The following is a 20711-nucleotide window of genomic DNA, read 5'->3' as shown; positions in this document are numbered from 1 at the left end:
GGACCGCGGACACGATCCGTGTCGCCGGACGCGGAGCGAAAGCGGGCGACCAGGACACCCAAAACCGTTCGGGATGTCCGCAGTGCACAGGTATGAGCACAAGACTCACTCCTGCTCACTGATGAGGAACGGTTCGCGGAGTCGGTGAACTCCTTAGCCGTGTCCAGCAGCTCGGACCGGCACCCAGAACGCCGTGACACCTCCGGGCTCGGAGGAGTCACGCGTAGGCGTCTCGCCGACGTCACCGGTCTTGCGTGAACGGGAGCCGACGAGTCGCCTCCCGTTCCTTCAGGCGCTACGCAGCCCGCGAGGTCTTCAGCCTGGTCAGACCGGGCTCTGGAAGGAACGGCCGACCCTGGGCGCTCGCCGAAGGCCCGGCCGACGCCGGGACGGCGAAAACCTTGGTGTGCGGGGCGACGGAACCGGGTAACGTCGTGGTCATGTTCTTCCAGACGCCGATTTACGAGTGAGAGAGTGATGGGCCCCTGCTGACGTCCCTCGACGTCGCCGCGCCCGTCCCACCGATGAGTCCGTAGATCACTTCACATCATTCCGGGAGAACCCGTGAGCAAGAACATCAACAACCCTGTGGGCATGGGCGGCGGCCAGCGCAGGAAGCTGTCCCGCGCCGAACGGCAGAACAACGGTCCGTACCGCAACCTCGACCGCCAGGGTGCCGCCGACCGGAAGGCGGAGCTGGTGCGCAAGATGCGCGAGAGGGCAGGCGCAGCCGAGGGCGCCGGGCAGACGGGCGACGACACCGCACAGAGCTGACGCACCGCCGCCGCAGGGCGGCACCGCACGGGGCAGGGCCCGGACCGCGACGCGTGGTCCGGGCCCTGCTGCCGTGCCGGGGCCTGCTGCCGTAGCGGGTGCGGCCGGGCCCCGCTCAGCTCTCGGCCGAGCACCCGCGTCTCAGCCGACCACTCCTGCATGGCCTCGATGTTCCGGGAGTGCGTCTCGCGGCCATGTCGGTGAGCTTGAGGCCGAGGACCGGGGCGGCGAGGGCGAGCAGCGCGACGACGGTGACGGTGAGCGTGGCGGCCGGGTGCTTGGCGACGGGGCGCAGCACGGCGGCGGTCATCCGGCCGGGGCCGTTCTTGAGCGTCTTCTCCTTCTTCGGCGCGAGCCAGGAGTACCCGGCACGCGGCCCGCGCGAACGACATCGGACAGCCGGATGCAGAGCGTGACGGTGCACTGCATACACTCCACCGTCCACGGGGCATCGAAAAACAATCCTGTCCCGGCTCGGCGGTGGTGATCTCCGAGCCGAGGAGGGGAAGGTGTCGCGCCTGAAGCTGTTCCGCGCGGACACGGGGGCGGTCCACGAGGGCCGGATCGACTCGCTCGGGCATCGTCTTGGTCTCCGGCCCAGCGCCTAGCCGGCAGCATCGTGCGGGCGTGAATCCGAGCCAGCCTCACGGCCGCGGGCCGTAGCGGCCATCGACGCGTGAAGCGTTGCGGGCGTCGAGTTGGATGGGAATGTGTTCGCCGTCAAACCCCGAGGGCTGGGCGGTGCGTGCGCTCTCCGAGGAGAAGACTGGAGCGGGGTTTACCATCTGAGTCACGGGAACTCCCTGTTCGCTCTGTGGTCCAGTCCCGGTGCAGTGGCGAGCGCCCGCCGGTGTTCTGGATCTCGTGGTTGCAGTTGTCACGCGGCAGCCACACTGCTCCGGCAACCGCACGTGACGATCTGCCACACGCGACCGCCGTCACGGACCACCACGCTTCCAGCCCCGCGCAGCGTCTTGTTGACAGCACCGCAGTCGAAGCAGGCCTCTCCGTGAGGTCGGGCAACGCTCACGGAACGTTCGACATCCCGCCTACCATCTGCTGGTTCCTGCGCGTGGAACAGATGGTGGCGCGCAGCGCGTGCCACAAGTACTCCTACATGGGGTAGTCACCGAGTTCGCTCAGGTTGCTACGCACCACTCGGCGAAGTTTGTGAGGGGGAGCCGACGCCGGCAGATGAGCAAGCGCTTCGGTCCACAGGCCTGCGAAGGCTTGCCGAACCTGCGAATCGCGGCGGGGGTTCCCTGGTGTGCCTAGGTCGTGAAGGTGCAGGTCAGGGTCAGTGACCAACCGCCCTGTGGTGCCCTTCGATGCATCCTGCCCATTTCCGATCAACCCCGTTCACCCCCTGCCCGCTCCACTGCACATTCCTTTGGAAAATGCCAAAGCGTTCACCAGCGCCGAGCACACACCGTAGTGTCGTGCTCACGTTCGCGGGAACGGCCGTGCAGGGGAGGGGATTCGGCGTGCCCGGAATTGACGAGAGTCTGCTGGAAGCCATGCGGCTGCCTGGTGCTCGAGGGGCGTCGGTGGTCGACTGGATCAGCGGTCTGGCCCTGGGCGCGGTGGGCGAGGCACCGGGCGGAGACGCGGAGGCCACGGCCGCCGAGACCGCCGAACTCGCCCGCCTCGCCACGGAGAGCGGCGCGCTCGCCCCGGCCGGCGACGACCCAGGCGGGCCGTCCGGCAAGGAACCACCCGTACAGGACCTGATCATCACGAATGCCGACTCGTACCACCTGCTCAGGTTCGTCACCACGACGTTCGACAGCACCGTGTTCCTGCACTTATGGCTCGACCGAGGCGAGGGCAACCTCGCGCTGGCCCGCATCCGGCTGGCCGAGATGGCGGACAGACTGGTGCTCGGATGATCGCGTCGGCCCTGACCCCACGTACGGACGAACCGGCCTCGGCTCTGCTCGGAACCCTCGCCGCGGAGCGCGCGAGCGGCGCCCTGTCCACCGAGTGGGGGATCTTCTACCTCTCCTCGGGACACGTCGTCCACGTCGAGTCCGCCGTCACAGCCGACCTCGGCGACCTGCTCACCCACAGCGGCGCGCTCGCCGCGGACGGCTGGTGGCAGGCGATCGACCAGGCCGGACGCGGCTGCCGCGTCGGGCGGCAGCTGGTGGACAGCGGCCAACTCACCACCGGGGCGCTGGAACTGTGCCACCTGGGCGCCCTCTTCGACGCGGCGTACTTCGTCCTCGCCCACGACGGACCGGCGCTCCGCTTCCGCCCCGGAGTCACGCACTGGCTCGGCGCGGTCCGCTCCGTACCGGTGGACACCGTCCTGCGCGAGTCGAGACGCCGCCGCGAACTGCTGCACCGCATATGGCCCGAGCCCGCCATCGACCTCGCCCCGCTCGCCCGGGTGCGTGGAGACACCGTGGACCTACCGGCCCGCCGCGGCCGCACCCTCGCCCAGGTCGACGGCGTCCGTACCGCCGCCCAGATCGCCGGTGCCCTCGCCTGCCGCACCTTCCACACCCTGGTCGAACTCCGCCGCCTGGCCGCCGCCGGGCTGGTCGTCCCCGTAGCCCCCACCCCAGCCCCAGCCCCCGCCCCCGCGTCCGCCGAGCCGGGCCCCGCCCCTCGTCCGGCGGCACCGGACGAGCCCGACACCGCACTGCTGCGACGGCTCCTGCACGCCTTGGAGGCACTGTGATCCGCGCGCGACGACAGCGTGCCGAAAGGAGACTGCTCATGGCCGTCGAGACCGACGTCCTGGACGAACTGCGTCGGCTCCGCACCCGCGTACCCCGGCTGACCGGATCCCTCGCGGCCACCGTCGACGGACTCGTCCTCGCCCACGACGTGCCGGAGACGGAACCCGAGGGACTCGCGGCCCTCACCGCCGCCGCCCTCGGCGTCGCCTACCGCCTGACCGACGCCGCCGGCCGCGGAGACTTCCGTGAACTGCTGGTGCGAGGCGCCGGGGGCTACGTCGCCACGTACGCGGCCGGCACGACCGCCGTCCTCACCCTCCTCGCCGAAGACCGCGTCAACGTCGGCCGCCTGCACCTGGAGGGCCGGCGCAGCGGAGGCCGGATCGCGGACCTCGTGGCCACGCGCGTCGGCCCGGGCACCGGCCGCCACGCCGACCGGCTCGTACCCGAGCCCGCCGAGCACCGCGCCATGGCGCCCCCGGCCACGGCCCGCCCCATCGGCACCCTCCCGGTACGCACCCCGCAGCGGCCCACCCACCAGCCGCGCCCGCAGACCGGCACCTGAGCCACCTGAACCTCCACACCGATCGAAGAGACACCGAACGAAAGGAACCACCCATGGCGAACACGGAGACCGCACTGAAGGAATGCCTGAGCTCCATCGAAGGAGCGACGGCCGTGGCACTCGTCGACTACACCAGCGGCATGGCCCTCGGCACCCTCGGCGGCAGCAAGGACTTCAACCTGGAAGTCGCCGCGGCCGGCAACACCGACGTCGTGCGGGCCAAGCTGCGCACCATGGAACTGCTCGGCCTGAAGGAGGAGATCGAGGACATCCTGATCACCCTGAACTCCCAGTACCACCTCATCCGGCTGCTCAAGGGACGCGGCGGCAGCGGGCTGTTCCTCTACCTCGTGCTCGACGGCAGCCGGGCCAACCTGGCGATGGCCCGCCACCAGCTGCGCCGGATCGAGGCCGACCTGGAGGTCTGAACCCGCGCCACCGGACGGGAGTCCTCCGCCACGGACACGTCGCGGAGGGCCCCGGCACGCCGTACGGCCGCGTCTACCGTGGATGTCATGACGGCACCCCTGGACGTCCTGATCGTCGGTGCGGGCCCCACCGGACTCGCCCTCGCGACCCAACTGCGCGCGTACGACACCCCGTTCCGGATCGTCGACCGATCGCTGGACCGTGCGCGGGAGTCACGTGCCCCGGCGATCCAGCCCCGGACCCTGGAGATGCTGGCCGGCTCGGGCGTGACCGACGACCTGGTCGACCGGGGCAGTACGACGGTCCGGCTTCAGCTGCATCTGCCCGGCCGGCTGCTGCACGTACCGGTGTTCGACGTCGGCTGTGACGACTCGCCGTATCCCTTCCTCCTCTTCCTCCCGCAGTCGCAGACGGAGGCGGTCCTGGCGGAGCGTCTGGCCGAGCGGGCCGCGACGGTGGAGCGGGGCGCGGAGCTGCTGAGCGCCGAGCCGCGGGACGGACTCGTCACCTGCCGGCTGCGACACCGGGACGGTGGCGAGGAAATCCTGCGGGCTCGCTACGTCGTCGGCTGCGACGGCGCTCACAGCACTGTGCGCGCCCAGGCCGGCATCGGCTTCCGGGGACACTCCTATCCGCAGACGTTCCTGCTGGCCGACCTGGAGGCCGACGGGCTGGAGCCGGGAGCCGCGCACACCTTCATGACCGCGGCCGGACTGCTGTTCTTCTTCCCGCTCGGCACGCCCGCCACCTGGCGGATGATCGCGATGCACCCGCCGGGCGCTCCGGCCGAAAAGGTGACACTGGAACTGCTTCAGCGGCTCGCCGACGACTGGACGACCGACCGGCTGACCCTGCGTGACCCGGTCTGGATGACGTCCTTCCGGCTCCACAACCGCGGCGCCACCCACTACCGAAAGGGCCCGTTCTTCCTGGCCGGTGACGCGGCGCACATCCACAGCCCGGCCGGGGGCCAGGGCATGAACACCGGCATCCAGGACGCGCTGAACCTGGGCTGGAAACTCGCCCACGTCTGCCGAGGCGCGGCGCCGGAGGAACTGCTGGAGACGTACGAGGCGGAGCGCGCTCCCGTCGGAGACGGTGTTCGGCGCCTCACCGACCGGGCGTTCACGGTCGGCACGAACAGCCATCCGGCCCTTCGGCTGGCCCGCACTCACCTCGCCCCACGCTTCGCGCCCCTGTTCCTGCGCGCCACCGGCCTCCGCACGCGCCTCTTCCGCACGGTCTCCGAACTCGGCGTCAACTACCGTCGTGGTCCCGTCTCCCGTACCGGACCGCGCCGCCCGGCAGCGGGCCCACGAGCGGGGGACCGGCTCCCCGACCTCCCGGCCGGACTGCAACGGCGAACCTCGGGGCCGGGCTACCACCTCCTGCTCACCGGCCCCCTGCACCACTGGGCACGGGACCCGCTCACCCAGGGCCTGGTGAGCGTCCACCACCTGGGCACGGACAGCCCGTGGCCGGGTACCGCCCACGCCCTCGTACGACCCGACGGCTACGTGGCTTACGTGGCACGTGGCACGGATCTGACCGACCTGTGGGCCTACCTGGACCGGTGGCTACCCGGCCGCTGACCTCAGCGGTCGAGAGCGGACAGCCAGTCGACCAGGATTCGGTTGGTCTCGTCGGGCCGCTCCTGCTGCGTGAAGTGCCCGCAGTCGTCGAGGACGTGGCAGCCCATCAGCCCGGGCAGCGTGGCCGGATACGCCTCGATCGCGTCGGCCAGCCAGGTCATGGACGCGTCCAGGGCGCCGCCCATGAAGAGGGACGGCTGGGTGACGGGGGCACCGGCGTAGCCCGCCAGGTCCTGCCAGTCCCGGTCCATGGTGCGGTACCGGTTCAGGGCGCCGGTCATCCCGGTCCGCTCGAACTCCCCGGCGAAGACGTCCAGATCGGCCTCGCTCAGCCAGCGCGGCAGGCGGCCCGCGGGGAACCGGTCACGCAGCCGCCCTCCCCGGGTCACGAAGTGCGGGTCGGATTCGGGTGTCGTGCCGGCGGACAGGGCGGCGTAGAAACCCGCGAGCCAGCCACGTACATCGGGTTCGACCTCTGCCTCGGCCCGGCCCGGCCGCTGGAAGTAGGAGACGTAGAACTCCTCCTCGCCGCCCATCCGCGCGAAGACCTCACTGGGCCTGGGGCCGCCGGGCGGCGTGTACGGCACGCTGAGCAGCCCCACCGCGCGGAACACCTCGGGCCGGACCAGCGCGGAGGTCGCGGCGATCGTCGCACCCCAGTCGTGCCCGACGACCACCGCGGACCGCTCGCCCAGTGCCTCCACCACGGCGACGTTGTCCGCCACCAGTTCGAGCATCCGGTAGGCGTCCACCGCCGCGGGCCGGGACGAGCGGCCGTAGCCGCGCACGTCGACGGCGACCGCGCGGTAGCCGGCGGCGGCCAGCGCCGGAAGCTGGTGACGCCACGCATACCAGGACTCGGGGAATCCGTGCAGCAGCAGCACCAGCGGTCCGTCACCTTGCTCGACGAGGTGGATGCGGCCGGCCGGTGAAGGCACGAGGCGGTGCTTGTGGTCGACGGCGGATGTCTGCGGCATGGATCCTCCCGCGGTCCAGAAAGGGGCGCTCGGTCCACCGATCATCCGGCGTCCGCCGCACCGCCCACGAACCTTGTTGCCGGTTCGGCAAAGGGTCAGCCGTGGTACGTGATGTACCCGTTGCCGTCCCGGTCGGAGCCGCTCTTGGTGTACGAGTGCACGTCGGCACGGCTGCCGGACGGCTTGTACAGGTAGATCGTGTCCTTGTCGTTGTTCCACATGAAGTTGCAGTTGTCGCGGTACACGACGTTCCCGGCGTCGGAGTCGGTCCCGTTGCCGCCGCGCAGCTTCACGTAGTCACCCGGCTGAAGGGTGTGGCTCGCGGTGAAGGTGAACCTGTTGCCCGCCGCGTCCTTGACGACGTACCCCTTCAGGTTCACCGTCGTCGACCGCGAGTAGTTCTTGATCGTCAGGTACTCCTCGTCGGTGTTCCCTGTCGAGCAGCGGTTGGAGTCGCGGCCGGGAGCGTCGTACTGGATGCCCCGGATCTTCAGTGCGGAGTCGTACTCGGCGGCCTGGGCCGGGACCGCCGTCAAGGCGGTCAGGGCTCCGGCGGCGACGGCCGTGGTGGCGACAAGGCGTATACGCATGGACGTTCGTCCCCCCTGCATGGCCTTCTGGTGAAGGCGATGTGATGGTTCGGTGAAGCATCCGGATCGTACACGCTTCAAGTACACAGAAGGGCGGGTCCCGTGACATTGCCACCGAACCCGCCCCGCAGGTGTAAGACGTCAGGCGCCGCTGGCCCGCAGCATGTCCTCACGCTCGACGATCTTCACGCGCTCGCGACCCTCCGGCTCGCCCAGCGCCTTCTCCGCGGCATCCAGCTCGTACCAGCCCTGCCAGGTGGTGAAGCGGACGTTCCGCTCGGCGAGGAACGAGTCGACGGCCTCGGGGGAGGGGGAGGCAGGCGTGTGCAGCCGACCGCCCGCGTAGTCGTCCAGCAGGTTCGCCACCGTCTCGTTCGCGTCGCCCTTGGTGTGCCCGATCAGACCCACGGGGCCGCGCCGGATCCAGCCGGTGACGTAGGTGGACTGCAGGTGCTCGCCGGACTCCTGCATGACCCGGCCGCCCTCGTCGGGGACGGTGCCGGAGTCGATGTCCCAGGGCAGCTTGGGGAGTTTGTCCGACAGGTAGCCCACCGCACGGTAGACGGCGCCGACGTCCCAGGTTTTGAAGGTGCCGGTGCCCTTGACGTTGCCGGTGCCGTCCAGTTCCGTGCGCTCGGTGCGCAGGCCGACGACCTTCCCGTCCTCGCCGAGGACCTCGACCGGCGACTCGAAGAAGTGCAGGAAGAGCTTGTGGGGCCGGTCGCCGACGTCGCGGATCGCCCAGTTCTCCAGGGTCTTGGCGACCATGTCGGCCTGCTTGTTGCCGCGCCGGGTGGCGATCGAGCCCTCGTCGTAGTCGATGTCCTCGGGGTCGACGATGACCTCGATGTTGGGGGAGTGGTCCAGCTCCCGCAGCTCCATCGGGCTGAACTTCGCCTGCGCCGGGCCACGTCGGCCGAACACGTGGATCTCCTTGGCCCGGTTGGCCTTCAGACCCTCGTAGACGTTCGGCGGGATCTCCGTCGGCAGCAGTTCGTCCGCCGTCTTGGCCAGGACGCGTGCGATGTCCAGCGCGACGTTGCCGACGCCGAGCACGGCGACCTTCTCCGCCTCCAGCGGCCAGGTGCGCGGCACATCGGGGTGGCCGTCGTACCAGGACACGAAGTCCGCGGCGCCGTACGAGCCGTCCAGGTCGATGCCCGGGACGGACATCGCCCGGTCGGCCGTCGCACCGGTGGCGAAGATCACGCCGTCGTAGAACGCGCGCAGGTCGTCCAGGCCCAGGTCGGTGCCGTAGTCCACGTTGCCGAAGAGCCGGATCTGCGGTTTGTCGAGCACCTGGTGCAGGGCCGTGATGATGCCCTTGATCCGCGGGTGGTCGGGGGCGACGCCGTAGCGGATCAGGCCGAACGGTGCCGGCATGCGCTCGAAGATGTCGATGGACACGCCGGGTTCGGCGGCCACCTCGGACTTGAGCAGGGCGTCGGCGGCGTAGATCCCGGCGGGGCCGGATCCGACGATGGCTACCCGCAGGGGGCGGGGCATGGTCAGGTTCCCTTCGAGCGGCGACAAGCGATCTCGCTGTGAAGCCTAAACTGAGGCATGCCTAAGTTGGTACGCGGGTCCGGTCTATGAGCTCATAAGGCGACTTTATGGCCGGTCACAGCTGGCCTTATCGCCATGACGGCGGCACCGCACGGCTGGGGTGGCCGCCGTCCGCCGCGCCTGCGGGCCGCCGCTGCCTCGGGGACGTCGCGCGGGCCGGACCGCTCACGGCAACGGCTGCTCCGCCCAGATCACCTTCCCCGCCGGCAGGTAACGCGTCCCCCAGCGCTCGGTGAGCTGCGCGACGAGGAACAGGCCTCGTCCACCCTCGTCCGTCATCGTCGCGTACCGCAGGTGCGGCGAGGTGCTGCTGCTGTCGAACACCTCGCAGATCAGGTTGCGGTCGCGCATCACCCGCACGTGGATGGGGCCGCCGCCGTAACGGAGCGCGTTGGTCACCAGCTCGCTCAGGATGAGCTCGGTGGTGAACGTCAGCTCGTCCAGTCCCCACTCGGCCAGCTGCCGGGAGACCGCCGCCCGTACCTCGCCCACGGCGGCCGGATCGGCCGGCACCGGCCACTCGGCGACCCGGTCGGCGGCGAGCGCCCGCGTGCGCGCGACGATCAGGGCGATGTCGTCGCTGGAGCGGGCCGTGAGCTGTGAGTCGAGCACGACGCGGCAGGTGTCCTCGGGGGACTCGCCGGCCCGGCCCAGCGCCTCCCGCAGCATCTCCAGCCCGACGTCGATGTCCCGCTCACGGTCCTCGACCAGCCCGTCGGTGTAGAGGACGAGGCGGCTGCCCTCCGCCAGCTCCAGCTCCGCCGTCTCGAACGGCAGACCGCCGAGCCCGAGCGGGGGACCGGCCGGCACGTCCGGGAACTCCACGCTGCCGTCGGGATGGACCAGGGCCGGCGGGGGATGCCCGGCCCGAGCGACGGTGCAGCGCCGGGAGACCGGGTCGTAGACGGCGTACAGGCAGGTCGCACCGGTGACCGGGGCACTGCCCTCCACCTCCGTCTCGTCCTGGTCGATACGGCCGACCAGCTCGTCCAGCAGGCTGATCAGCTCGTCGGGCGGGAGGTCGAGGGAGGAGAAATTGTGCACGGCGGTGCGCAGCCGCCCCATGGTCGCCGCGGCGTACAGCCCGTGCCCGACGACATCCCCGACCACGAGCGCGACCCGGGCCCCGGACAGCGGGAGCACGTCGAACCAGTCGCCGCCCACCCCGGCCTGCGCCGGCAGATAGCGGTACGCGATCTCCAGAGCGTCCTGCTCGGGCAGGTTCCGGGGCAGCAGACTGCGCTGGAGCGTCACCGCCATGCTGTGCTCACGGGTGTAGCGGCGCGCGTTGTCGATGGACACGGCGGCCCGCGTCACCAGCTCCTCCGCCAGGGCCAGCTCGTCCGGGTCGAAGGGCTCCGGCTTCTCGTAGCGCCAGAAGCTGACCACGCCCAGCACCAGGGTGCCGGCACGCAGCGGCACGGTGATCAGGGAGTGGATGCCGTACTCCACGATCTGCGCGGAGCGCTCGAGGTCCTGTGCCTGCCAGCCGGGGGCCTCGCCCAGCCGCGGCTCCAGCACCGGCCGTCCGGTGACGAGACTGTGGCCCTGCGGAGAGGAGTCGACGAACCTGATCCGCTCGCCGACGGGATAGAGCGGGGCGTCCTTGCGGATCCCGCTCAGCGCCGTCCGGCTCAGCGCGGCCGCCGCGTTGGGCTGTCCGCCGCCCAGCACCGCGTCGAACAGGTCCACGGTGACGAAGTCGGCGAACCGCGGCACGGCCAGCTCGGTCAGCTCCTCGGCCGTGCGGGTCACGTCCAGACTCGTCCCGATGCCCACCCCGGCGTCGTACAGCATGTTGAGCCGTTCCCGCGCGGTCTCGGCCCGGCCGGACAGGGCCCGCAGTTCCGTGGAGTCTCGCAGGGTGGCGACACTGCCGGGCGGGACGCCCGCACGGTCCGTGGTGCGCTGGTTGACGGCCAGCAGCCGGTCCCCGACGAGGTGCACCTCGTCGGTGGCGACGCGTCCGGAGGCCAGCAGGTCGGCGGTGCCCGGGTCCAGGCCCAGACTGAGGACGTGCCGGCCCTCGGCGTCGGCCGGCAGCCCGAGCAGGCGGTGCGCCTCGTCGTTGGCGAGCAGCAGGGTGCCCCCGTCGTCGACGATGAGCACGCCCTCGCGTACGGCGTGCAGCACGGCGTCGTGGTGCTCGTACATCCGGGTCATCTCGTGCGGCCCCAGCCCGTGGGTCTGGCGCAGCAGCCGCCTGCTCACCAGCGCGGCGCCGGCTGTCGCGAGGGCCAGCGCAACCGCGGCGGCGGACAGCACGAGCGGCAGCTGCTGGTCGGCGGTGCCGCCGACCTTCTTCGTCGTGATCCCCGCCGACACCAGCCCGACGATCTTGCCGTCCGGGGCCTTCACCGGCACCACGGCCTGCACGAGGGGGCCGATGGTGCCTTCGATCTGCTCGACCACCGTCTTCCCGGCGAGGGCGGGCGCCAGGGTCCCGACGAACTTCTTCCCGATGCGGTCCGGCTTGGGATGGGTGTAGCGGATCCCGTCGGTGTTCATGACGACGATGAAGTCGACCTTCGACTGCTCACGGGCGGCTTCGGCACGTGGCTGGAGCACGGCCGTGGGATCGGGGCCCTGCAGCGCATCGACGGTGCCCGGAGCGTTGGCGAAGGTCTGCGCGACGGCGAGTGAGCGGTTGCGTGCCTCCTGGGTCGTGTCGTGGCGCACCTGAAGGACCAGTGCCACCACGGCCGCCACCACCAGCAGCAGCACGATCACCACGACGAGCAGGAACACCTGTCCGGCGACGCTGCGTCCCCCCAGCGCCGGCCGCAGCACCGCCACCGGATTCCACCGCGACGGGCCCGCCTCCCGCCGCTGCCGCGTGGGCGGCGCAGCGCCGGGCCGCAGGGGCGATCGAGTCCCGGATCGACCCAAGAGTCGGACCATGTGCCATGTCTACACTGCCAGGCCCCGGGAGGCGAGGGGCATCACCCATGGTGACAAGGGGCTCTCACCGTTTCATCACCTCTTCCGGCGCCCGGGGGCGTCCGCGTTCCGTGTCCGGCCGGCCGGTCGCGCCGCCGGGCCCGAGGGCCGCCGGGGAACGTCAGGTGTCCAGGGAGCGGGCGAGCTCGGAGGTAGCCCGGGCGATCTCCGTGTCCTGGTCCTCCAGCAGCCGGCCGATCTCGCCGCGCCGCGCACGCACCGCCTGACGCGCCGCGCGCTCCCACACCACCGGGTTCTCCCGGCGGTTGAGCAGCTTCGGATAGGCGGCGGCGGTGCTCTCCCACTGCCGGGCGTCGGCGATGTTCTTGAGCAGCCGGATGATCTGGGGTCGGCAGGTCACCTGAGGCAGCTTCGCGAGCTCCCAGAGAAAGGGGACCGTGGCGGCCGTCGCCTGCTCCACGACGAAACCGAACTGGCAGATCCGTTTCCGCAGGTCGTCGAGGGCGGACCGGGCGGTGTCGGCATCGCCCCAGGCAATGCCGTTGAGCAGCAGGGGGATGGCTGTCGCCGAACCGGTGGAGTCCCGGATCTCGCCCCAGGGCACGCGGTCCAGGGCCATGAGCGGCGCGTTCCTGGCCACCCCGGTGGGGACGTCGGGGCGCTGTGGGCGCTCGCTGCTCGGGTGTTCTGTCGAAGCGCTGCGCATGGCGAGGGGCCTTTCCGCGGCAGTCGTGTCAGAGGGGTGGGCGGGTCGACAACCTGGCCCAGACCGTCTTGCCCGCCGGAGGGCAGGGGGTCCAGCCCCACTCCGCGGCCAGGGCGTCGACGATGTACAGGCCCCGGCCGTGCTCCACGAGGCCGGTGTCCGTGGGTGCGTACACGGGCGGGTGGTCGTCGGGGTCGGAGACGGTGATCAGCAGATGGGTGGGGTCCAGGAGGAAACCGAGCCGGATCTCCGGCGCGCCTTGCGCGCCCGCTGTCCCCGGCGCCGCGTGGGTCGCGGCGTTGGCGGTGAGCTCGGTGACGACCAGGGTGGTGTCGTCGCAGCAGTGGTCGAGGGACCAGTCGTGCAGCGTGTCACGGGTGAAGGAGCGGACCCGCGAGAACCCCTCCCGGCCGCACTCGACGAGCAGGTTGGCCGAGGCGGACAGGGCGCCGGAGAACTGCGGCAGCGTCTCCGGTACCGAAGGCGAGATCCCGTGCGACGCCGCCGGGCGCGGCCCGGACGTGTGTGTGTCGCTCGTGCCGGGTGCGCCGGTGTGTGCCGCCACCTCGCTCGGCGGACGGAGCACGTGCTGCGCAGCTGATGACACGGCATCTCCCCGATGCGACGTCAGGACTCGGCGTCCGCCCGGGGGTTGACGCCGCAGCTATTATCCACGCTGACGGCCCCCGCGTGCAATTGCACGCGAAATTGCGCACACATCAAGCCGTTGCGGGTACGCGAGCCGGGACGAGAAGAGCAACGAGAACAGCAAGGAGACTGCGGTGCCACCAGTGCAGAACGGAGTGCGGGCGAGCTCGTTGGACGCCTGCTGGATCAAGAGCCGGCACAGCAACGCCGAGGGCAACTGCGTCGAAGTGGCCCCTCTCGTCGACGGGGGGATCGCGATGCGCAACTCCCGTGACCCCGACGGGCCCGCCCTCGTCTACACGGCGGCGGAAGTGGCGGCGTTCGTGGCCGGGGCGAAGGACGGCGAGTTCGACCACCTGCTGTGACAGCCGGTGCGGAGCGCGGCGCGATGAACCTACGACGGTGAAGCGGAGCTCAACTGTCCTTTTTCCAGCGGCCTCTTCGGGCTGCTGCGGGGGACCGGGCAGAGTGCGATAATGTAAGTCGCCCTTGTGCCGGTCTGCTGGGAGTCAGGATGTCCGCCGCGTCGCATCGCATCTCCCGTCTGGAACCCTACCTGGACAGGTCCGAGCCCGCGCCGACTCTGCTGAAGATGCTGGTCGGTGTGCAGCTCGCAGGCTTCCGCGAGGACGCCGGGCTCGCACAGGACCAGGCGGCACGCGCTGTCGGCTTCAGTGCCGCGAAGCTGTCCCGTATCGAGTCGGGCAAGGGCCGCCGCCCACCGACGGAGAACGACGTCCGCGCACTGCTGCAGCTCTACGGCACCGACGACTACGAGGTCTCGGTGCTGCTCAAACTGCTGCAGCGCGCCGGTGAGCCGGGTTGGTGGCAGCGGTACGACAAGCGGCTGATGCCCGAGTGGTTCGACCGGCTGGTCGGCCTTCAGGAGGCCGCCGCCACCATCCGTACCTTCGAGATCCAGTACGTGCCCGGTCTGTTGCAGACCGCCGCCTACACCAGGGCCGTGGTGGAGCGTGGCCTGCCGACCGCCCCGGCCGGTGAGGTGCGGCGACGCGTCGAACTCCGGGAACGCCGGGCGAGCTTGCTGTCACGGCCCGAGGCTCCGCAGCTCTGGGCGGTGATCGACGAGTCCGTACTGCTGCGCGTCCTGGGCAGCACCGACGTGATGCGGGAGCAGCTCGCACACCTCGTGGAGATGGCCGGACGACCCAACGTGACCCTGCAGATCGTGCCGCTGAGCGTCACGAACGCCTCGGCGCCGTCCATCCCGGTCACCTATCTGCGCTTCGGCGGCCTCGACCTTCCCGACGTGGTCTATCTGGAGCACATCAAGAGCGCGAACTTCCTCGAGGACCGCGACGAGACGGAGGAGTACCGGATCGCGCTGGACCGGCTCGCGGACGAGGCGCTCAAGCCCCGCGACTCCCTGGAGCTGCTGCGTCAGACGATGGAGCAGCGCTACCCCTGACGCACGGGCGCCTACCGCGGGACCCGGCGTCCCGCGCGAGGCGTCGCGGTCACTTCTCCAGCGGGATCCGCCCCACGCCGCCGAACTCGATCCACTCGTGAGTGAGCTGACGGGGCGCCACCTCGGTGTCGGGTCGCCAGGTGGACACCTCCACGAGTCCCGGCTCCAGGATCTGCAGGCCCTCGAAGTACGCGGCGACGTCCTTCGGTTCACGCACGCGGCCCCAATGTCCCTGCGTCGCCTGGTCCATGAAGTTCGTGACGAAGTCACGGACCTCGGCGTCCTCGCTGACCAACTGGCACATCACCATGAAACTCCCGGGCGCCAGCCGTTCCCGCACCCGACGGGCCACCGCGAGCGGCCCGTCGGTGTCGCTGTCCGGGATGCAGTGGAACACCGAGTTGAACAGCACGCACACCGGCTCGGAGAAGTCGATCAGCCGCTCGGTCTCGGGATGGTCGAGGATCAGGTCGGTCTCGCGCAGGTCCGCGTGGATGACGGTGGTGCGTTCGTCCTGCTCCAGCAGTGCCCGGCCGTGGACCAGCACCATCGGATCGTTGTCGACGTACACCACGTGGGCCGACGGGTCGATGCGCTGGGCGACCTGGTGCACGTTGTCCTGTGTCGGCAGACCGGATCCGTGGTCCAGGTACTGCCGGATGCCGAACTCCTCGGAGAGGGTCTTCACGACACGCTGGAGAAAGCGCCGGTTGTTCAGGGCGAGGCGGCGCGTGCTCGGCACGACCTTGTCCAGTTCCTCGCACGCGGCGCGGTCGGCCGCGTAGTTGTCCTTGCCGCCCAGGTAGTGGTCGTACATACGGGCCGCTGTCGGCACGCTCGCGTCGATCTCGGTCGACAACTGCTTCTCGGAGTGCATCGATCCCCCTGCGTGGCGCCGCGCCAACGGACTGGCCGGACAGGAAGTACATCCTAGGGAGGGGCAGTTGGGCCGTGCCAGCCCAGTGGCGAACGTGCCCACGATCGAACGAAAAGATGATCGTGTGCCGCTACGCTCTGCACTCACAGTGTTGCCTTCGTGTACGCTGGGTCACGATGCTTCGGTGGTCGGAGCGGGGTACTCGCCAGGGGAGAGTCGTACTCCTGTGGGAGGTGGGACCGTGGACACCTCGGCCGACCGGATCGCGGATCCGTGGGGCGCCCGTACCCCGTACCGGCCCGGCACGCCCTGGCCGGAACGGGTGGACACGCACCTGCGGGCCGGAATCGCCGAGCAGGACGTCGAGCGGTGGGTGCAGACCGCCTCGCTGCTGCACTCCAACGGCGACGCCATGGACATCGCGGTGCGCGAGGGCAGCATCGTCGGAGTCCGCGGCCGGGCCGCGGACCGGGTGAACCGGGGACGCCTCGGTCCCAAGGACCTCTACGGCTGGCAGGCCAACGCCTCCCCGGACCGGCTCACCCGGCCCCTGGTCCGCGAGAACGGCCGGCTGGTGGAGTCCGACTGGGACACCGCCATGGCGCGGATCGCGGGCCGGACCAGCAATCTGCTGGACGACAAGGGACCCGGCTCGATCGGCTTCTACACCACCGGGCAGCTGTTCCTGGAGGAGTACTACACCCTGGCCGTCCTCGGCCACGCCGGTATCGGTACCAGCCACCTGGACGGCAACACCCGTCTGTGCACGGCGACGGCCGCCGAGGCGCTGAAGGAGACGTTCGGCTGCGACGGGCAGCCCGGCTCGTACGAGGACGTCGACCATGCCGACACGGTCGCCCTGTTCGGGCACAACATGGCCGAAACGCAGACGGTGCTGTGGATGCGGCTCCTGGACCGCCTGGAGGGCGGCGATCCGCCCCGGCTGGTGTGCGTGGACCCGAGGTTCACCCAGGTCGCCCGGCGGGCCGACGTCCACCTCGCCCCCCGCGCGGGCACGAACGTCGCGCTGCTCAACGCGCTGCTGTACGAGATCATCCGCACCGGCCGCATCGACCGGGCCTACATCGACGCGCATACCGTCGGCTTCGAGGAACTCGCGGTCATGGTCGAGAAGTGCACCCCCAAGTGGGCGGCCGGGATCTGCGATGTGCCGGCGGCCCAGATCGAGCGGGCGGCGGAGATCCTCGGCACGGCGGATCGCCTGCTGTCCACCGTCCTCCAGGGCGTCTACCAGTCCCACCAGGCCAGCGCGGCCGCCGTCCAGGTCAACAATCTGCACCTGATCCGCGGCATGCTGGGCCGCCCCGGCCGCGGACTGCTGCAGATGAACGGGCAGCCCAGCGCCGAGAACACCCGTGAGTGCGGCGCGGACGGCGACCTGCCGGCCTTCCGCAACTGGCAGAACGACCAGCACGTGGCCGAGCTGGCCGCCGTGTGGAACGTGGCCCCGGAGACGATCCCGCACTACGGGCCGCCCACGCACGCCATGCAGATCTTCCGCTACGCCGAGCAGGGCTCGGTCCGGATGCTGTGGATCACCGGTACCAACCCGGCCGTGTCCCTGCCCGAGCTGTCCCGCATCCGGTCGATCCTCGCCCAGGAACGGCTGTTCGTGGTCGTGCAGGACCTGTTCCTCACCGAGACCGCGCAACTCGCCGACGTGGTGCTGCCGGCGGCGACCTGGGGCGAGAAGACCGGCACCTTCACCAATGCCGACCGCACCGTCCACCTCTCGGAGAAGGCCGTCGAACCGCCCGGCGAGGCCCGCTCCGACCTGGACATCTTCCTCGACTTCGCCGCCCGGATGGACTTCCGCGACAAGGACGACGGGCCGCTCATCAGCTGGCACGATCCGGAGTCGGCGTTCGCGGCCTGGCAGCGGTGCAGCGCCGGACGCCCCTGCGACTACACGGGCCTGTCCTACGACCGGCTGCGCGGCGGTAGTGGCATCCAGTGGCCCTGCACGGAACAGGCCCCGGACGGCACCGCGCGCCTCTACACCGACGGCATCCGTTTCGCCCACCCCGACGTGTGCGAGAGTTTCGGCAAGGATCTCGTCACCGGCGCGAGCGTGGAACCGGTCGAGTACCGGTCCCTCAACCCGGACGGCAAGGCGGTCATCAAGGCGGCGGAGTACCTGCCGCCCCACGAGGACACCTCCGCCGACTACCCTCTCCAGCTGATCACCGGCCGGACCGTGTACCACTTCCACACCCGGACGAAGACCGCCCGCGCTCCCGAACTGAACGCCGCCGCGCCGGACGTCTGGGCGGAGATCTCACCCGCCGAGGCCTCGGCCCAGGGGCTCGTCGAGGGTGACATGGTGCAGGTCACGACCCCGCGCGGAGCGGTGCGGGCCCGGCTGCGCACCACCGCGATCCGCGACGGCATGGTGTTCCTGCCGTTCCACTACGGCTACTGGGACACCCCCGGGGGCCACCGCCCGCCCGACGACGGCCCGGGCCGTGCCGCCAACGAGACCACCGTCACCGACTGGGACCCGGTCTCCAAGCAGCCGCTGTTCAAGACCGGTGCGGCGCGCATCACCCTCGTCGCCCGCCGTGACAGCGGTACCGGGGCGGGGCCCGTGACCACCAGCACCGACACGGCGGGGAGCAGCACATGACCGGCATCGGCATCACCCTCCGCCTCCTCCACGACGGTGAACGCGACCTGGAGCAGGACCTGCTGGCCGCTGCCGCACGGCACCGCACCGACCACGAGTTCCACCATGTCGCCCTGGACGTGGCCCGCTGGTCCCACGAGCACGCCACCCGCCTCGCGGACGCGGGCCGCGACCACGGCCTCGACCTGTCCGGCCCGCGCGGCGACGCATCGCACGGCGCGTTCGCCGCGCTCCGGGAGAAGGCGTCGGAGGCGCTCGGCCGGCGCCCCGAGACGGGCCTGCTCCTCCTGCACGACCTGCGCGACCTGCACCTGGCGGCGGCGCGGAACTCGCTCCACTGGGAGATGCTCGCCCAAGCGGCGCAGGCCACCCGGGACGAGCGGCTCCTGGCCCTGGTCAGCGACTGCCACCCGCAGACGCTCCGGCAGCTCCGCTGGACCAACACCATGATCAAGGTCTTGGCCCCGCAGCTCCTGACCAGCGTCTGACGCCCCTGGCCCTCACCGCGGCTGTGCGGAACACGAAGACGGGCGGAAATCTCGGGACATCAGTCGTGCGCTCATGCAGGCCCGCGTCGGCGCGATACAAGATATGGCTGAGGAACCGGCCGCTTTCCAGGAGCAACCATGGACGACTACTACGACCTCGGTACCTACAGCCGCCCCGTCACCACGTCCTGTTCCACGGCTCAGCTCTGATTCGATCGCGGCCTGATGTGGACCTATGCCTTCCATCACGAGGAGGCCGTGGCCTGCTTCGAAAGGGCGGCCGACGCCGATCCGGAGTGCGCGATGGCGTATTGGGGGATCGCCTACGCGCTGGGCCCGAACTACAACAAGCCCTGGGAATTCTTCGACGGCGACGAATTGGCGCGGACCGTCGAACGCACGCACACGGCCGTCGAACGGGCCCACGACAAGGCCGTCCACGCCACCCCGGTCGAGAAAGCACTGATCGGCGCGTTGCGGGCCCGCTACCCGCAGTCGGAGGCGGTCGAGGACTGCTCGGTGTGGAACGAGCCCTACGCCGACGCGATGCGCGCGGTGTACGAACTGGCGCCGCACGACCCGGACATCGCCACCCTCTACGCCGACGCCCTGATGAACCTCACCCCCTGGCAGCTGTGGGACCTGAGCACAGGTCAGCCGGTCGAGGGCGCACGGACCATCGAGGCCAAGGCCGCGCTGGACGGGGCTCTCGGGACCGCCGCCGGTGCGCGGCATCCGGGGGTCCTGCACCTGTACATCCACCTGATGGAGATGTCCCCGACGCCCGAGCGGGCCCTCACCGTCGCCGACCGCCTGCGCGGCCTCGTGCCCGACGCCGGGCACCTGCACCACATGCCCTCGCACCTCGACGTCCTGTGCGGCGACTACCGCCGGGTCGTCGCCGCCAACAGCGACGCCATCGCCGCCGACGAGAAGTTCCACCGGCGGGCCGGCGCGATGAACTTCTACACCCTCTACCGGGCGCACAACTACCACTTCAAGATCTACGGCGCCATGTTCCTGGGCCAGGCTCAGGTCGCCCTCGACACCGCCGCGCAGTTGGAAGCGGCCATCCCCGAGGACCTGCTGCGGGTACAGAGCCCGCCGATGGCCGACTGGCTCGAGGGCTTCCTCGCCATGCGCGTCCACGTACTGATCCGCTTCGGCCGCTGGGCCGACATCCTCGCCCTGCCGGCCCCCACCGACCCGGAGCTGTACGCGGTGACCACCGCCATGCGGCACTACGCCCGCGGCGTCGCCCTGTCGGCCACCGGCCAGGTCGGGCGTGCGGAGACCGAGCGCGAGCTGTTCCGCGAGGCGGTGGGCAGGGTCCCCGAGACGCGGATGCTGTTCAACAACACCTGCCGCGACATCCTCGCCGTCGCGGCGGCCATGCTGGACGGAGAACTCGAGTACCGCAGGGGCCGTCACGACCTCGCCTTCGCCGCTCTGGAGCGGTCCATCGCGCTGGACGACGGCCTGCCCTACGACGAGCCCTGGGGCTGGATGCAGCCCACCCGCCACGTCTACGGCGCACTGCTGCTGGAACAGGGCCGGTTGGTGGAGGCCGAGGCCGTCTACCGCGCGGACCTCGGCCTCGACGACACCCTGCCCCGCCCCCTGCAGCACCCCGGCAACGTCTGGGCCCTGCACGGCTTCCACGAGTGCCTGACCCGGACGGGCCGGGCAGGCGAGGCGGCCCTGGTGGCCCACCAGCTCAAACTGGCGACCGCGCTGGCCGACGTACCCATCGAAGCGTCCTGCTACTGCCGCCTTCAGACCACGCCCGGCCCCGGGGAAGCGGGTGCGGACGGGTGCTGCCACTGACGCCGGGC

General features: G+C 70.7%; 18 protein-coding genes and 1 pseudogene. 11 read left to right on the top strand and 8 right to left on the bottom strand.

Annotated features, from left to right (window positions below):
- Nucleotides 1-564 precede the first annotated feature (564 nt).
- The gene (locus tag ABZ016_RS38255) at nt 565-774 is read left to right on the top strand and encodes a DUF6243 family protein (RefSeq protein WP_356921365.1); all 210 of its coding nucleotides are present in this window, start codon (nt 565-567) and stop codon (nt 772-774) included.
- A gap of 115 nt (nt 775-889) precedes the next feature.
- On the opposite strand, the gene ABZ016_RS38250 is transcribed toward ABZ016_RS38255, so the two are convergent.
- Nucleotides 890-1198, bottom strand: coding sequence for a hypothetical protein (locus ABZ016_RS38250; protein WP_356921364.1), 309 nt, complete (start codon nt 1196-1198; stop codon nt 890-892).
- Nucleotides 1199-2258: 1060 nt separating this feature from the next.
- Between ABZ016_RS38250 and ABZ016_RS38245 the strand changes: the two genes are divergently transcribed.
- The 5 genes from ABZ016_RS38245 (at nt 2259) to ABZ016_RS38225 (ending at nt 6047) form a co-directional block, all read left to right on the top strand.
- Complete coding sequence (locus ABZ016_RS38245; protein ID WP_356921363.1) at nt 2259-2663, top strand: hypothetical protein; 405 nt, start codon at nt 2259-2261, stop codon at nt 2661-2663.
- On the top strand, nt 2660-3460 hold the full coding sequence (locus ABZ016_RS38240; RefSeq protein ID WP_356921362.1) for a hypothetical protein: 801 nt from the start codon (nt 2660-2662) through the stop codon (nt 3458-3460). Before ABZ016_RS38245 ends, ABZ016_RS38240 begins: the two co-directional genes overlap by 4 nt.
- A gap of 38 nt (nt 3461-3498) precedes the next feature.
- Nucleotides 3499-4026 (top strand): roadblock/LC7 domain-containing protein, encoded by a 528-nt coding sequence (locus tag ABZ016_RS38235; RefSeq protein ID WP_356921361.1) that lies wholly within the window; start codon nt 3499-3501, stop codon nt 4024-4026.
- A 53-nt stretch (nt 4027-4079) separates the two neighbouring features.
- Nucleotides 4080-4454, top strand: coding sequence for a hypothetical protein (locus ABZ016_RS38230; RefSeq protein WP_356921360.1), 375 nt, complete (start codon nt 4080-4082; stop codon nt 4452-4454).
- An 87-nt stretch (nt 4455-4541) separates the two neighbouring features.
- A complete protein-coding gene (locus ABZ016_RS38225; protein WP_356921359.1) occupies nt 4542-6047 on the top strand; it encodes an FAD-dependent monooxygenase in 1506 nt (501 codons plus the stop codon).
- Between the two features lie 2 nt (nt 6048-6049).
- On the opposite strand, the gene ABZ016_RS38220 is transcribed toward ABZ016_RS38225, so the two are convergent.
- The 6 genes from ABZ016_RS38220 to ABZ016_RS38195 all read right to left on the bottom strand — a co-directional run bounded on the left by ABZ016_RS38220 (nt 6050) and on the right by ABZ016_RS38195 (nt 13394).
- Nucleotides 6050-7024 carry an alpha/beta hydrolase gene (locus ABZ016_RS38220; RefSeq protein WP_356921358.1) on the bottom strand — a complete coding sequence of 325 codons (975 nt, stop codon included), beginning with the start codon at nt 7022-7024 and terminating at the stop codon, nt 6050-6052.
- A 95-nt stretch (nt 7025-7119) separates the two neighbouring features.
- A complete protein-coding gene (locus tag ABZ016_RS38215) occupies nt 7120-7614 on the bottom strand; it encodes a lamin tail domain-containing protein (protein ID WP_356921357.1) in 495 nt (164 codons plus the stop codon).
- Nucleotides 7615-7755: 141 nt separating this feature from the next.
- The gene (locus ABZ016_RS38210) at nt 7756-9120 is read right to left on the bottom strand and encodes an FAD-dependent oxidoreductase (RefSeq protein WP_356921356.1); all 1365 of its coding nucleotides are present in this window, start codon (nt 9118-9120) and stop codon (nt 7756-7758) included.
- Nucleotides 9121-9345: 225 nt separating this feature from the next.
- Complete coding sequence (locus tag ABZ016_RS38205) at nt 9346-12081, bottom strand: SpoIIE family protein phosphatase (protein ID WP_356921354.1); 2736 nt, start codon at nt 12079-12081, stop codon at nt 9346-9348.
- A gap of 160 nt (nt 12082-12241) precedes the next feature.
- Nucleotides 12242-12787: a hypothetical protein gene (locus ABZ016_RS38200; RefSeq protein WP_356921353.1), complete on the bottom strand. Its 546-nt coding sequence runs from the start codon at nt 12785-12787 to the stop codon at nt 12242-12244.
- Nucleotides 12788-12815: 28 nt separating this feature from the next.
- Nucleotides 12816-13394 (bottom strand): ATP-binding protein, encoded by a 579-nt coding sequence (locus tag ABZ016_RS38195; RefSeq protein ID WP_356921352.1) that lies wholly within the window; start codon nt 13392-13394, stop codon nt 12816-12818.
- A 175-nt stretch (nt 13395-13569) separates the two neighbouring features.
- Here ABZ016_RS38195 and ABZ016_RS38190 point away from each other — a divergent pair, with 175 nt between their 5' ends.
- Nucleotides 13570-13800 (top strand): DUF397 domain-containing protein, encoded by a 231-nt coding sequence (locus ABZ016_RS38190; RefSeq protein ID WP_356921351.1) that lies wholly within the window; start codon nt 13570-13572, stop codon nt 13798-13800.
- A 149-nt stretch (nt 13801-13949) separates the two neighbouring features.
- Nucleotides 13950-14864, top strand: a complete 915-nt coding sequence (locus ABZ016_RS38185) for a helix-turn-helix transcriptional regulator (protein ID WP_356921350.1) — start codon at nt 13950-13952, stop codon at nt 14862-14864.
- Between the two features lie 49 nt (nt 14865-14913).
- Here ABZ016_RS38185 and ABZ016_RS38180 read toward each other — a convergent pair whose 3' ends face one another.
- Complete coding sequence (locus ABZ016_RS38180) at nt 14914-15741, bottom strand: SAM-dependent methyltransferase (protein ID WP_356921349.1); 828 nt, start codon at nt 15739-15741, stop codon at nt 14914-14916.
- A 241-nt stretch (nt 15742-15982) separates the two neighbouring features.
- Here ABZ016_RS38180 and ABZ016_RS38175 point away from each other — a divergent pair, with 241 nt between their 5' ends.
- The 3 genes and pseudogenes from ABZ016_RS38175 to ABZ016_RS38165 all read left to right on the top strand — a co-directional run bounded on the left by ABZ016_RS38175 (nt 15983) and on the right by ABZ016_RS38165 (nt 20703).
- Nucleotides 15983-18388: a nitrate reductase gene (locus ABZ016_RS38175; RefSeq protein ID WP_356921348.1), complete on the top strand. Its 2406-nt coding sequence runs from the start codon at nt 15983-15985 to the stop codon at nt 18386-18388.
- A complete protein-coding gene (locus tag ABZ016_RS38170) occupies nt 18385-18876 on the top strand; it encodes a hypothetical protein (protein WP_356921347.1) in 492 nt (163 codons plus the stop codon). Before ABZ016_RS38175 ends, ABZ016_RS38170 begins: the two co-directional genes overlap by 4 nt.
- 138 nt (nt 18877-19014) lie before the next feature.
- Nucleotides 19015-20703, top strand: a pseudogene (locus tag ABZ016_RS38165) (hypothetical protein).
- Nucleotides 20704-20711: the final 8 nt, after the last annotated feature.

Origin of the sequence: Streptomyces sp. NPDC006372, from assembly GCF_040612515.1 — a bacterium.
GTDB lineage: Bacteria > Actinomycetota > Actinomycetes > Streptomycetales > Streptomycetaceae > Streptomyces.
The sequence above is the reverse complement of the archived record's forward strand: the minus strand, read 5'-3'. Positions and strand labels throughout refer to the sequence as shown.